The organism is Pseudomonas fluorescens (genome assembly GCF_900636825.1).
Taxonomy (GTDB): domain Bacteria; phylum Pseudomonadota; class Gammaproteobacteria; order Pseudomonadales; family Pseudomonadaceae; genus Aquipseudomonas; species Aquipseudomonas fluorescens_BG.
On record NZ_LR134318.1, the window covers coordinates 3,473,726 to 3,488,014 of the forward strand.

A 14,289-nucleotide genomic window follows, 5' to 3' on the forward strand; every position below is an offset into this window, starting at 1 on the left:
TGCCGGCGCGGCGCCTGCCAGTCTTCACTCGACGTGAGATGCCACCATGAAAGCGCTTCGGCGAATCTGGGAACACTTCGAGGAGGGCTTTATCGTCTTCCTTCTGGCCGCCATGACCCTGGTCACGTTCATTTACGTGATCCTCAACAATTTTTACAGCCTCTTCTATTGGCTGGCCGACCATTGGCCAGCGGCGAGCACCCCGATGTTCGCCATTGGCGACCACATCATGGGCATGGCTCAGGCAATGACCTGGAGCACCGCCCTGACGAAAGCCCTGTTCGGCTGGCTGATCTTTTTCGGCCTGGCCTACGGTGTGCGCACTGCCGGGCATATCGGCGTCGATGCGTTGGTCCGAATGACCAGCCGCTCGGTGCAAAAGTACATCGGCATCGTCGCCTGTCTGTGCTGCCTGGCTTACGCAGGATTGCTCGGCGTCGCCAGCTTCGAGTGGATCCAGACATTGATGAACGCCGGCATCGGTGCCGAAGATCTGGGCCACTTCGGCATCATGCAGTGGCACATCGGGTTGATCGTGCCGTTGGGGTTTACGTTGGTCTTCATCCGTTTCGCGGAAATCCTGCTGCGCATCCTGCAAAACCGCCAGACCGGCCTGGGCCTGGCTGACGAAGCCGCCGATGCGTTGAAACTCGCCGAACACGTGGATGACAAATCATGACCATCGCCTTCCTGTTCGTGGCCCTGTTCGTCCTGATGTTCATCGGCGTACCCATCGCCATTTCCCTCGGTCTCGCCGGGTCCCTGACCATCATTTTCTTTAGCCCCGATTCAGTGCGTTCCCTGGCGATCAAACTGTTCGAGACCTCGGAGCATTACACCCTACTGGCCATTCCATTTTTCCTGCTTGCCGGCGCGTTCATGACCACCGGCGGTGTAGCCCGTCGCTTGATCGACTTCGCTAACGCGTGTGTCGGGCATATTCGCGGCGGCCTGGCGATCGCGGCGGTGCTGGCTTGCATGCTGTTTGCCGCCCTCTCCGGCTCGAGTCCTGCGACCGTGGCAGCGGTCGGTTCGATTGCCATTGCCGGCATGGTGCGTTCCGGTTATCCGCAAGCGTTTGGCGCCGGCATCATTTGCAACGCCGGGACGCTGGGCATCCTGATCCCGCCTTCGATCGTGATGGTGGTCTATGCCGCTGCTACCGAAACCTCGGTCGGCAAGCTGTTCATGGCCGGCGTGATCCCCGGCCTGTTGCTGGGAACGGCGCTGATGGTGGCGATCTATATCGTCGCGGTGAAGAAAAACCTGCCGGCCTTGCCGCGGGCGACACTTCGGGAGTTTTTGAGCGCAGCACGCAAGGCCGTATGGGGTTTGCTGTTGATGGTGATCATTCTCGGCGGCATCTATTCGGGGATGTTCACCCCCACCGAGGCGGCGGCAGTGGCGGCTGTCTACTCGGCGTTCATCGCCTTGTTCGTCTACAAGGATCTGACGTTCCGCGAAACGCCCAAGGTCCTGCTCGACTCCGCAAAACTGAGCATCATGTTGATGTTCATCATCGCCAACGCCATGTTGTTCGCCCACGTCCTGACCACCGAACAACTGCCGCAACAGATCACCGCCTGGGTGATCGAAGCAGGTCTGACACCCGTGACGTTCCTGCTGGTGGTCAACATTGTCCTGTTGATCGCCGGTGCGTTCATGGAGCCGTCGGCCATCATCCTGATCCTCGCGCCGATCCTCTTCCCTATCGCCATGAAACTGGGGATCGACCCGATTCACCTGGGCATCATCATGGTGGTCAACCTCGAAATCGGGCTGATTACGCCGCCCGTTGGGCTGAACCTGTTCGTGACCTCGGCGGTGACCGGCATGTCGTTGCCCGCCACCATCAGAGCGGCGATGCCATGGCTGACGATTCTGCTGTTGTTCCTCGTGCTGATTACCTATGTGCCGTGGATTTCGCTGGTCCTGCCAGCCTGGTTGGGGATGAGTTGATGCCCTGACCCAGCACCTGCGGTGCAATCGACTACAGTGCAATCACTCTGCTTAAAACCATAACAAGACGGAGAGTTCCCCATGCGAGTCAAGTCCCGCTTCGCCGTGCTGGCCGCCGCCACGTTGGCCATCAGCGCCACTGCTCAGGCCGCCCCCGTGTTCATCAACATCCTCACCGGCGGCACCAGCGGGGTTTATTACCCGATCGGTGTCGGCATCTCGCAGATCAATAGCGACGGCATTCCCGGCTCGAAGACTTCGGTCCAGGCCACCAAGGCCTCGGTGGAAAACCTCAACCTTCTGCAAGCAGGTCGAGGCGAATTGGCGTTTGCACTCGGCGACTCGGTGGCCGACGCCAAAAACGGCGTGGAGGATGCGGGCTTCAAGGCGCCGCTGACCAAATTGCGCGCCCTCGGCGGCGCTTACCCCAATTACATTCAGATCGTTGCCAGCAAGGAATCGGGAATCAAGACGCTCGCCGACCTCAAGGGCAAGACCATCTCCGTCGGCGCGCCAAAATCCGGCACCGAACTCAACGCGCGGGCGATTTTCAAAGCCGCTGGCCTGACCTATGAGGACATGGGCAAAGTGCAATATCTGCCTTTCGCCGAATCGGTCGAACTGATCAAGAACCGGCAACTGGATGCGACCCTGCAATCGTCCGGGTTGGGCATGGCCGCCATTCGCGACCTGTCCTCGGTGATGCCGCTGAACTACGTTGCGGTCCCGCCTGAGGTGGTCACGAAAATCGGCAACCCGGCCTATCAGAGCGCAATGATTCCGGCCAACACCTATGACGGCCAGGCCGAAGCGGTACCGACCGTGGCGATCACCAACATTCTGGTGACCCGCGCCGACATGCCCGATGAGGTCGTGTACGAGATGACCAAACTGCTGTTCGACAACCTTACGCGCCTGGGCAACTCCCATTCGGCCGCCAAGGACATCAAGCTGGAAGCCGCCGCGAAAAACCTGCCGATTGCCCTGCACCCGGGCGCCGAACGGTACTACAAGGAAAAAGGCGCGTTGTAATCGCCCACGGCGCAGCGGCTACGATGCCGCTGCGTTTTTCAGTGTTTCCAGTCGTCATAAGGCAGGCCGCTAATGAGTGACGAGCATCACGGCATTTCCGCGAACCCGCGGGACTGGCCCAAAACGTTGTTCTACGTCGCGCTGCTGTTTTCGGTTTTTCAGATCATCACCGCAGCCTTTTCCCCGATCTCCAGCCAGGTCCTGCGTGCGGTCCACGTCGGTTTTCTGCTGTGGGTGGTGTTCCTCAGTTACCCCGCTTACGGCAGCACCCGCCCGTGGCAACCGCTGGCCTGGCTGCTGAGCCTGGCGGGCATCGCCACCGCTCTCTATCAATGGGTGTTCGAGGCCGATCTGATCCAGCGCTCCGGCGACCTGACGCCAACCGACATGGCCGTGGGCATTGTGCTGATCGCGTTAGTCTTCGAAGCCGCACGACGGGTGATGGGCATTGCTTTGCCGATGATCTGCGGGCTGTTCCTCGCCTACGGTTTGCTCGGTGAATACCTGCCCGGCGAACTGGCCCATCGCGGGTACGGCTTCGACCAGATCGTCAATCAACTGTCTTTCGGCACCGAAGGGCTGTACGGGACACCGACTTACGTGTCGGCAACCTATATTTTCCTGTTCATCCTGTTTGGCGCGTTCCTCGAACAGGCCGGCATGATCAAGTTGTTTACCGATTTCGCCATGGGTTTGTTCGGCCACAAACTGGGCGGCCCGGCCAAGGTTGCCGTCGTCTCGTCGGCGCTGATGGGGACGATTACCGGTTCGGGCATCGCCAACGTCGTGACCACCGGGCAATTCACGATTCCACTGATGAAACGCTTTGGCTACCGCGCCGCATTCGCCGGCGGCGTCGAAGCCACGTCCAGCATGGGCAGCCAGATCATGCCGCCGGTGATGGGCGCCGTCGCTTTCATCATGGCGGAAACCATCAACGTGCCGTTCGTGGAAATTGCCAAGGCAGCCTTGATACCCGCCATTCTGTATTTCGGTTCGGTGTTCTGGATGGTGCATCTGGAAGCCAAGCGCTCCAACCTCAAAGGCTTGCCCAAAGACCAATGCCCCAGCGCCTTCGGTGCGGTAAAGGAAAGCTGGTATCTGCTGATTCCGCTGCTGGTGCTGGTTTATCTGCTGTTTTCCGGACGTACACCGCTGTTCTCCGGAATGGTCGGGCTGGCCTTGACCGCTATCGTGATACTCGGCTCGGCGATCATCTTCCGGGCGCGCAGCTTCGGTCTGCGCTGTGCATTCTGGGTGGCGCTGGGCGTGCTCTGCACAGGCTTTTTCCAACTCGGCATCGCGGTGATTTTTGCGGTCATTGCCGCGCTGGTTCTGGTGTGCGTGTTCATCAAGGGCGGCCGCGAAACCCTGACCGTCTGCCTGCACGCCTTGGTTGAAGGCGCGCGTCACGCGGTGCCCGTGGGCATCGCCTGCGCGCTGGTGGGCGTGATCATCGGGATTGTTTCGCTCACCGGCGTCGCCTCGACCTTTGCCGGCTACATCCTCGCCATCGGTCGCGACAACCTGCTGCTCTCGCTGATTCTGACGATGATCACCTGCCTGGTGCTGGGCATGGGCATCCCGACCATTCCCAACTACATCATCACCAGCTCCATTGCCGCACCGGCGCTGCTGGAACTGGGCGTACCGCTGATTGTGTCGCACATGTTCGTGTTCTACTTCGGCATTCTCGCCGACCTGACCCCACCGGTCGCCCTCGCCTGCTTCGCCGCCGCCCCGATCGCCAAGGAAAGCGGCTTCAAGATCAGCTTGTGGGCGGTGCGCATCGCGCTGGCCGGTTTTGTCGTTCCGTTCATGGCGGTCTACAATCCGGCGCTGATGCTGCAAGGCGACAACCTCTGGATGACCGCCTACATGCTGATCAAAAGCGTCCTCGCGGTCGGCCTCTGGGGCATCGCCTCCACCGGTTTTCTGCAACAGAAAATGGCCGTCTGGGAACGCCTCTTGAGCCTTGGCGCGGGGGCACTGCTGATCGTGGCGCTGCCGCTGACCGACGAAATCGGCTTCGCATTGGGCATTCTGGTAATTGCACAACACCTCTGGCGCGCCCGTCGCGCCGGTTTGGCCAATGCATGATCGGCCTGTGCCTGGGCCTGGCCGGCAGCGTCTGGGCGCAACTGCCGATGACGCATTTCACCCTGGCGTGGAACCACACCATCGAAAAGATTCGCTGGGAGGAAGATTATCGCGTCACTCCGCGAGGCCTGTTGCTCGGGGAAGCCAGAGTTCAAGGCAACGGCGCCGGCATGGAAATCCCTGACGACGCCCGACTGGTCAACGGCGGCTGGCATTTCCAGCGCCACCTGCCGGCCCTGCAACCCCTGAAACTGGGCCGAACCCCCGAAGCCGGCGACTACCAACTCTGCGTGGACGGCGCATGCCAATCGATCAGCCGCTGGGTTGGCCCACCCACCAGCAGCCAGCCGTTGATAGAGCTGTGGCGTTGCGAGGTCGGCGCAGAAACGCCCGTCGGTGATCGGTGATCAACGAACCGGCTTCAGTGCCCAGCCACCGCCGCCGCTCCCGCGCCACGCGGCCCCACCTTGAAGCCATGCGCCCGAGCATTCCAGGCGATCACAAACCCGAGCGCCACTAACGCCACCATCGCCCAGGGAAACGAGGCAACGCCCCAGCGGTCAAGCAACACGCCGCCGACAACGCCACTACCGGCAATGGCCGCGTTCCAGGCCACGACATTCAACGACAACGCCACGTCGGCGCCATCACCCGCCGCATCCGCCAATGCGGTCTGCAACAGAGTTGCCGCGCCGCCAAAACTCAATCCCCAGACGAACACGCCCAGATAAATCACCTCCGGAACGCGCCCCAAAAAGCCAAATATCGCGCAAACCAGGGCGAACATCGCCAGGCTCATCAACACGGTCTTGCGCAGCAGCGGCTCAACCAATTTCGCGGTCAGCCAAATACCCATCAACGCTGCGATACCAAACACCAGCAACACCAGATCGACACGATCCGCCAAACCCGCCGGTGCCACAAACGGGGCGATGTAGGTGTAGAGAATGTTGTGCGCCAGCATCCAACTGATCACCACTGCCAACACCGGCCGAACGCCCGGCGTGGTCAACACGCGGCGCAGCGACAGACGCTGATGCGCAGGCTGCGGCGGATAATCCGGCACCTTAACCAGCACCCAGACAATCAACATCAGCGTCAGGGCCGACATCAATCCAAACGTCGTGCGCCACCCGACAAGGCCACCCAGCCAGGTGCCCAACGGCACGCCCAGTGACAGAGCAATCGGTGTGCCGACCATCGCCAGTGCCAACGCCTTGCCCTGCTGATCCGGCGCGACCATGCGCCGCGCATAACCGGCCAACAAACTCCACGCCAAGCCTGCCGACACACCGGCGAAGAAGCGCGCCACCAGCGTCACGCCATAGTGCGAAGACAGCGCCGTGATCGAGTTGAACAGCAGAAAACCAACGATGGTCAGCAGCAACACATTGCGCCGACGCCAGCCGCGCGTGGCGATGGTCATCGGGATCACCGCCAGCACCGAGCCCAGCGCATAAGCGGTGACCATCTGCCCGGCCATCGAAGGGGAAATCGCCAGCCCTTCGCTGATCAGCGGCAACAACCCGGCGGGCAGGGTTTCAGTGACGATGCAAATAAAACCGGTCATGGCCAGCGCCAGCAGCGCGCCAATAGGCAGGCGTTTGGGCGCGGCGGATAACGTTATTGAAGGTGTCACGGAAAACTCCTTGAGCGCAAAATGGCAGACTTAAATACCGATCGATACAAAATACTGGCGGCATCCGCCGTACGTTGTCAACGACTTATGTATCGACTAGTATCCAAATCACTTTTTGAGGAGTTTTCGCTATGGCCAGAACCGGCCGCCCCCGCGCATTCGATCGCGACGACGCCGTCGACCAGGCCATGCAATTGTTCTGGCAACACGGCTACGACTCGACCTCGCTCGCCCTGTTGAAAGCTGAACTGGGCGGCGGCATCTCCGCGCCGAGCTTCTACGCCGCGTTCGGCTCCAAAGAAGCCCTGTTCGACGAATGCGTGCAGCGCTACCTGGCGACCTACGCCCAAGTCACCGAGTGCCTGTGGGACGAAACCCTGCCGCCACGCCAAGCCATCGAAACCGCCCTGCGCCAATCGGCACGCATGCAATGCGAAGACGGCCACCCCAAGGGCTGCATGGTGACCCTTGGCGTCATGAGCGCGCCGAGCCCGGACAACGCCGGCGTCGTCGCGGCCCTAACCCAATCCCGCGCCCGAACCCGCGCCGGGATTGTTGCGTGTGTCGAGCGTGGTGTGAGTGCAGGACTATTGGCGGATGGCACAAACGTAGCTGCCATGGCGACGGTGTTCGACAGTTTCCTGCAGGGGATTTCCATCCTCGCTCGGGACGACACGCCGATTGAGCGCATTGAAGCGGCGATTACGCAGGTGATGGGGACTTGGGATGTGATGGCGAGCAATTGACGTCTACGTTCAGATCGCGCTCCCGCACCGCCCCGGCGTGAAGCTTTTCCGAGTCAACTGATTCACACGACGATGCCGGATCTCCCACCGCCGAAACGTTTGTGGTTTCGCACAAACTAAGGCACTCCAAAAAACGACGCCCCCCCTGTAGGAGCTGCCGCAGGCTGCGATCTTTTGATCTCTCCTTAACAAAATCAAAGCCAAGCCAAAGATCACAGCCTACGGCAGCCCTACGCAGAGTCCGCGACGCAACCATGCACGAAGCCGCAACTAACTCGGCAAGCGACGCCCATCCAGAACTCGATTGACCATCAACTCACTCAGCATGATCACCTGATGCAGCATCAGCATGGCCCGACGCTGAGAATGGTCGATGCCATCGCCAATATCACGCGCCATGTCACTGGCAGCGGCTAATGACTCGCAGGCTTCGACGAGCAAGGTTTCATCGTCCACGGCGGGGTCGACGAGGAAGATCTTGTTGGATTTGCGGGAAGGGATTGGGAGTTTTAGTGGGCCGGGTTGGAGATAGAAATTGATGGCGCGATCTGTAGCGTCTTTTATGTTCTGGGGTTCGAGCGCTGGGTCGTAGGGGATCGGATCGGCGTCCGGTGGGTATGGGGTTACTTTGAACGTAGATGAAGCTCCTAACACATTTAGAGGAGGCTTCACCCTTTCGCTACCAAACGAAGGGTGGCGGCCATGCAGAGGTTGGTAGACCGGGTGTTAGGATCCGGCGCGCCCTAGGACGCCCTATACATGGCCACCATAATCGAGAAAGAAATATCGACGACAGTGGGCTGTACAACTAACACCGGGCTACCAAACCCGATCACCGTTCTTCAGTGACGGGGAAACGATATAGCCCGCTGCATAGTCGCGTATGCCGGCGGATTCTGGAGTACGCGTAGGCATCGGCGCAAGGCGCTGTAGCCTTTGTGGCGTAACGGGTTGTGTAATTTAAACGTGCCTGCTGCGTTGTGTTGAAACACGGAAAGCGCCCACTTCCTCCAGGGTATTTTCTTTAGGTATTTGTTGGCTTCCAGGTTTCCCATTCAAAACTTCGCCCCCAAAGGCTGTGCGCAAATGTCACATCTAGTCACATCCAACTCCTTAACAATAGGAATGATCCCTTTTTCTGGTTGAAAACATACTGGTACTCCAACGACAGCCCGATCTGAGATAGGCAGTTCAGTGTGAAGGTGGGGTTGCGGTGGTATTCGTTCTTAGCCGCCAATTTGAAAACTGCTACGTCGATGGTGTCGCCATAACCGCTTTAAAAAATTTCCTTGAGAGCCATATGGTGGCAGTTTGCCTAAAGCATTATGATTGAAAGAATGCAGCCTTTTCGAACAGCCTATGAACCAGAGATTTAAAAATCTAACTCACTGATTTCCATAATAATTCAAGTAAATATCACGAAGGAACGCTGATGACTGTCTTGCTCACCAAATTGGGATTAGCCTACCGAAAAGCAAAGGTTGACCTTTATTACTCGACTAATCCTTCGCTTCTGGATTTGTCAAATTACGAAGACAGGCTCGCGACGAACCTTACCAAGCTAAAGGCTCATCTTGACTCAACAGATGAAGCGTGGTTTCAGGAGCCTGAATTCCTCGGAACGTGGTGCCTCGTTCCTAAACAAATAATCACTCCGATCAAAAATTCTTCGGAAGTGCAAGGGTTAATATTTGCCTCGTCAGAGGCTGAATGGGACACGATTGTCGATGCGGGTACAAAACCAACCGCCGAATTTAGATTAATGGCGAAATGCAGCATAGATTTCCATGTTTTATCAGCTTTATGGATGATAGAAGTAGGGTCAATATTTGACAAAAAACTGAGTAAAAATGTTTATGGCAGCCGGCTTCGACGCAACCGGCACGAAAAGATCAATACGTGGGCCCTTGGGTCTTTCAAACCTTATCTTCGCCCCTTTCGCGAGTGGAGAGACGGTGGAATCCATGCAATGAGCTCTGCTCTTGAAAATAAAAAAAAGGTTCTCGCACTCACAGCAGACATTAGTAGTTTCTATCATGAACTAACGCCCAATTTCATGCTTGACACAAACTTCCATACTATTGCCGGGATAACCTTAAATGAGGCACAGACAAAGCTAAACCGCATATTTATTAATTCCCTGTTAGCTTGGGCTAAAAACACCCCATTGGAAAAAGGACTACCTGTAGGGCTGCCGGCATCTGCAGTAGTCGCCAACGCGGCCCTAATTAGACTAGATCAGTTCATCGAACAGCAAGTGGTGCCATTGTATTATGGGCGCTATGTCGATGACATAATGTTAGTAATGGAAAACACCAACGAAGTAAAGACCACCGAACAATTCTGGGAATGGGTTTTCAATAGAGATGGAGGCAAAGAACTACTAAAGCAAAAAGATCGCAGCATTCTTTTTGAACCTGAATACCTTAAAGGCTGCCGTATCGCCTTCGACAATTCCAAGAATAAATTATTCGTTCTGAGTGGAACAACGGGTCTAGCCATGGCGAACGCCATATCAGAACAGATAAATAAACGCGCAAGTGAATGGCGTTCACTTCCCGACTTACCGGACTCTCCAGAGAGTGTCGCAACTGATCTACTCAAAGCAACAAGTCTAACCGGCGAACAAGCTGACACACTCCGTAAAACTGACGCTTTGACTCTACACCGAGCCGGATTTGCTCTGAACTTACGAGACTATGAGGCATTCGAACGCGACTTACCGCCTGAAGAATGGCAAGCACACAGGCATGCTTTTTTCGCGGCAGCAATTGAGCACATTTTAACTCCTATAAAATTTTTTGAACTCTCGCAATACCTTCCACGCATAGTGAGAATGGCAGTGGCCTGCGAAGACTTTGAACATCTGGGAAGAATAATAAAAGCTATTAACAATCTAGCTGTAAAAATCTCAACCAGTTGCGAATTCACGATAAAAGGACTTGATAGGGAAAAAGAAATATCGCTCGGGGATATCTCACGATGCTGGTCATCTCTTCTAGAGGCGCTCACTGACAATATCGCATCCGCATTTCCTGCGAAGCTTTCAAGCACCGGGAAAATAGCCTGGGGCACTTTTGATTACGAACTAAAAAAAGGCCATTACGGCAGTCATCAGTTGACACTTGCATTGAACCGATGGATTAGCACATCGACAAATATTCAAAAAATTCAGGCCATATTATTTAGCCGAGATCTCGCGCACATTCCTCTCCGATTTATGGGTTTGCCTACCGAAATGGTTAGCCAGCGCGGTATACCTGCTAGAAAAAGTCTTTTGAAATTTCAGCTTGATGGTTTACTACCTGACGAAATGCTGGATGGTCATGATATGTTAGCTGGGTGGATGAAACTTCAGCAAAATTTCCCACCCGGTTTAGCATTTGCGACTCGCCCATTCAATCTCAACGAACTATATTTAGTAGCACCCCAACCATTTTTAGCCAGCAATCTAAAAGCTTTTGCGGCGGTGATCAAAGCGTTGCGAGGATTCGACTTCACTGATCACAAAATGCCATACCAGGATAAAAAGTCGGTTCTGCACATTCCAAATGGCGAACCTAAATACAAACAAACCATCGCCGTTACAAGCTGGGAAATCAAAGATTTAAGCTTTAATGCTGCAATCATTCGCCTACCGGATCCAGAAGGGCGCTTACGTTATCAGCGAATAAACCGTTTGATCAATGAAGTAATTTCCAGACCCGACGGGGCCAGCTACCTAATTCTTCCAGAATTAGCATTACCTCCACAATGGTTTATGAGAATCGCTGACAAACTTAAGAGGAGAGGAATATCTCTAATTACGGGCGTAGAATATTTACATGCACCCAAAAAAATAGTTAGACACCAAGTTTGGGCATCTTTGATACACGACGGGCTTGGCTTCCCTTCGCTGATGCTTTATCGCCAAGATAAACAGAAACCTGCATTTCATGAAGAGCAGGAACTTTACCGCCTTGCAGGTCTAAACATGCGCCCTGCCCAAGAGCAACAATGGTGTACACCACCAATAATTTCGCATGGAGATTTTCGCTTCGCTGTAATGATCTGTAGCGAGCTGACAAACATTCGCTATAGAGCAGATTTGCGAGGCAAAGTAGATGCGCTCTTTGTTCCCGAGTGGAATCCCGACACTGATACGTTTAATTCACTAGTCGAATCAGCCGCACTAGATATTCACGCCTACATTATCCAATGTAACAACCGAAGATTTGGTGACAGCCGTATTCGAGCGCCTTACAAAGAACGTTGGAAACGTGACATTCTCCGTGTGAAGGGAGGGAACCATGATTACTGCATTACTGGGGAGATTGATGTGTTAGCTCTTCGTCAATTTCAATCGAGCTATCGCTCACCAAACAGTGAGTTTAAACCTGTACCCGACGGTTTTAATGAGGAGATGTCATTCGAAAGACGAGTGCAACCTAAATAGCCGCCAGCATCCGAAAAAGCTACCAGCAGATTAACTTCCTGCTGGTTAGCACTGCTCGGAGAATTACAATATATCCGCTAAATCGCGGAACCGAGTAAAATGTTCAAACCTTCCTCTTAAAAAACTTATCCCAGTAATACTTCAAACTCCACCGATCCTTCGGCCTAGGCTTATAGTGCGTTTTATTCCTCTGCCCCGGCTCCCCGCCCGCCCCACTCGCCGTGTAGTAATAAAGCGCTATCGAACGCCGCGTCACCCCCTTAGGCGTGGTCAACGGCTCCGGATGCCCGTGGTTACTATCTTTATCCGTATTAAAAATCACACACCGGTTATAAATCGGCAGCACCTTCTTCATGCATTTCTTCATTCCCACATCCCAAAGCTCCAGATTGCCGCCGTACGCTTCCTGCCAATCCTCGGTCAGGTAAATAATCACGTTCAGCCGTCGCTCGACGTTGAGCTTTTTGTTTAGCCGGAAATCCGAGTGCACGCCGAGGAAGCCGCCGGTTTTGGTTTCGTGCAGGCCGCCGCCGGCGAAATAGGGGTCGGGGATCAGGCCTTGGATGCCGGTGAGTTTTTCGAGGAATTCCAGCATCGGCGCGGAGTTGAACGTGTTGAACACATTCTTCAGGTAGGGACTGCAGGCGTTGGGGCTGATCTGGCGTTTGAGTTGGCCTTTGTAGCCGCGCTCGTAGATTTGTTCGTTGTTGGTCGGTTCGACCGGGAAGTGTTCGCGGATGTTGGCGATGACGTCGGCTTGCAGGAAGTTGTCGATGACGATGTGCGGGAACGGCGTGGCTTGGGTGTATTCGCTGGTCAGCGATTCGCCGAAGGCGCTGGCGGCGGCTTGGTCGAAGTCGAGTTCCGGGGTTAGCGTGATGGGAAGTCTGTTGGGTTGCATTGCGGCTCCATGAGTTCTTTCAGGTGACGTTAACAGGGTCAGGTGCTGGGCGCCTCGCCGCTGTTTGCGCAAAAATTCAGTGGCGAGCAGGTTGCCATGTTGTGGTGGGCCTGCCGAGTGTGCGGCGGTGAAACCTGGCCTGTCGCTGTAACGACATGTTTCTGAGTGTCACAAACCCGTCATATTTCCTCTGCTAACCTCGTCGGCGCTTAACCTGCCTCCATCCAAGAGCCCCAGAACAAAGGTGCCGCCAAGGTGTTTTCGACTCCCGTTCGCCAGCAAATCATTCTGCGTTCCGACAATCTGCGCTCGGACGATTTCGGTGCCCTCTTCGCCCGACTGTTTGGCAATCGTTATGCCGACACCCCGCCACTGCCGTCGAACATCATGATTGGCGGTGTTTATGGGCGGCATGAGGGTGTGAGTTTTCGGCGGATGCATTATCACGGTGACTTTAGCGTTTGTTTCCCCGATCCGCAGGACGAGATCACGTTCGTCATTCCCACGGCGGGGAAGATTGTGTTTAACCACGCGACGGAGTCGGTGGGTCTGACGCATGTAGGATTGGCGATCGACAAGGCTGATATCCGCTCGATGCGTTTTCTGGATGATCACGCGCACCACGGGATGTCGGTGAGTCGGCAGCAGTTGACCGAGCGATTGTCGGCGCTGTTGGACAGGCCGATTGTGCAGAAGATTGTGTTTGAGCCGAGCGTGAATCTGGATTCGGCGGCGTTTCAGGGTATCAAGGCTTTGATTGATCTGGCGACGGGCACTGAGTTTGATCTGTTGATCAATAGCGGGACGCTGATGCCGTCGCGGTTGCGAGAGATGTTGATTGATGCGGTGTTGGAGGCGTGGCCGCATAACTTTTCCGAGGCGTTGCGGCGACCGGCAGCGATGGTTGCGCCACGGCATGTGAAGTTGGCGGTGGAGTTTATTCAGGCGCATCCGGAGCAGTTGGTGAGCGGTGTGGATCTGGCGCGGTTGAGCCATGTGAGTCAGCGGGCGCTGCAGGAGGGGTTTCGGCGGTTTGTCGGGATGTCGATTGTGGCGTATCAGCGCCAGGTGCGGCTGGAGCGGGCTTATGAGGTGTTGAAACGAGGGTGTGCCGGATCGGTGACGGAGGTGGCGCTGCGGTTTGGGTTTAGTAATGTTGGGCGGTTTTGTCGGTATTTTCAGGGGGCTTATGGGGTGAGTCCGGCGGAATTGCGCGGGCGGGATTGAGGGATGAGTCTGTTGTGGTGATGGTGGCTCGAAAAGCGCCATCGCCAGCGGCGAGCTCCCACAGGGAGCTGCGGTGTGATTGAGATTTTTGGCATTCCACAAAAACTGTGGGAGCTGGGCTTGCCAGCGATGGCGGTGGATCAGGCATGGCGATGTTGGCTGTGTTGCCCAAATCGCTGGCAAGCCAGCTCCCACAGGGATTTTTGGCGTGATTGAGACTGATAGCGACCCACAGAACTTATGGTGTTGG

11 protein-coding genes are annotated in these 14,289 nt (G+C 55.8%); 8 read left to right on the forward strand and 3 right to left on the reverse strand.

Annotation, left to right across the window (positions count from 1 at the left end):
- The first annotated feature begins 46 nt into the window (after window positions 1-46).
- The 5 genes from EL257_RS15600 (at window position 47) to EL257_RS15620 (ending at window position 5,498) form a co-directional block, all read left to right on the forward strand.
- Window positions 47-679, forward strand: a complete 633-nt coding sequence (locus EL257_RS15600; RefSeq protein WP_126364084.1) for a TRAP transporter small permease — start codon at window positions 47-49, stop codon at window positions 677-679.
- Window positions 676-1,959, forward strand: coding sequence for a C4-dicarboxylate TRAP transporter large permease protein DctM (gene dctM / locus EL257_RS15605; RefSeq protein WP_126364086.1), 1,284 nt, complete (start codon window positions 676-678; stop codon window positions 1,957-1,959). Before EL257_RS15600 ends, dctM begins: the two co-directional genes overlap by 4 nt.
- An 81-nt stretch (window positions 1,960-2,040) precedes the next feature.
- Window positions 2,041-2,991 carry a TAXI family TRAP transporter solute-binding subunit gene (locus tag EL257_RS15610; RefSeq protein WP_126364088.1) on the forward strand — a complete coding sequence of 317 codons (951 nt, stop codon included), beginning with the start codon at window positions 2,041-2,043 and terminating at the stop codon, window positions 2,989-2,991.
- A 72-nt stretch (window positions 2,992-3,063) separates the two neighbouring features.
- The gene (locus tag EL257_RS15615; protein WP_126364090.1) at window positions 3,064-5,091 is read left to right on the forward strand and encodes a TRAP transporter permease; all 2,028 of its coding nucleotides are present in this window, start codon (window positions 3,064-3,066) and stop codon (window positions 5,089-5,091) included.
- Window positions 5,088-5,498: a DUF1850 domain-containing protein gene (locus tag EL257_RS15620; protein ID WP_126364092.1), complete on the forward strand. Its 411-nt coding sequence runs from the start codon at window positions 5,088-5,090 to the stop codon at window positions 5,496-5,498. The genes EL257_RS15615 and EL257_RS15620 overlap by 4 nt, the downstream gene beginning before the upstream one ends.
- A 14-nt stretch (window positions 5,499-5,512) precedes the next feature.
- Here the strand turns inward: EL257_RS15620 and EL257_RS15625 are convergent, their stop codons facing one another.
- On the reverse strand, window positions 5,513-6,730 hold the full coding sequence (locus tag EL257_RS15625; protein WP_126364094.1) for an MFS transporter: 1,218 nt from the start codon (window positions 6,728-6,730) through the stop codon (window positions 5,513-5,515).
- A gap of 131 nt (window positions 6,731-6,861) precedes the next feature.
- Here EL257_RS15625 and EL257_RS15630 point away from each other — a divergent pair, with 131 nt between their 5' ends.
- Complete coding sequence (locus EL257_RS15630) at window positions 6,862-7,476, forward strand: TetR/AcrR family transcriptional regulator (protein WP_126364096.1); 615 nt, start codon at window positions 6,862-6,864, stop codon at window positions 7,474-7,476.
- Window positions 7,477-7,746: 270 nt separating this feature from the next.
- On the opposite strand, the gene EL257_RS15635 is transcribed toward EL257_RS15630, so the two are convergent.
- Window positions 7,747-8,130, reverse strand: a complete 384-nt coding sequence (locus EL257_RS15635; RefSeq protein WP_126368154.1) for a DUF6124 family protein — start codon at window positions 8,128-8,130, stop codon at window positions 7,747-7,749.
- 778 nt (window positions 8,131-8,908) lie between these two features.
- Here EL257_RS15635 and EL257_RS15640 point away from each other — a divergent pair.
- Complete coding sequence (locus tag EL257_RS15640; RefSeq protein ID WP_126364098.1) at window positions 8,909-11,911, forward strand: reverse transcriptase domain-containing protein; 3,003 nt, start codon at window positions 8,909-8,911, stop codon at window positions 11,909-11,911.
- 103 nt (window positions 11,912-12,014) lie between these two features.
- On the opposite strand, the gene EL257_RS15645 is transcribed toward EL257_RS15640, so the two are convergent.
- Complete coding sequence (locus tag EL257_RS15645; RefSeq protein ID WP_126364101.1) at window positions 12,015-12,812, reverse strand: 2OG-Fe(II) oxygenase; 798 nt, start codon at window positions 12,810-12,812, stop codon at window positions 12,015-12,017.
- A 255-nt stretch (window positions 12,813-13,067) separates the two neighbouring features.
- On the opposite strand from EL257_RS15645, the gene EL257_RS15650 reads away from it, so the two are divergent.
- On the forward strand, window positions 13,068-14,039 hold the full coding sequence (locus EL257_RS15650) for a helix-turn-helix transcriptional regulator (RefSeq protein WP_126364103.1): 972 nt from the start codon (window positions 13,068-13,070) through the stop codon (window positions 14,037-14,039).
- The last annotated feature ends 250 nt before the right edge of the window (window positions 14,040-14,289 follow it).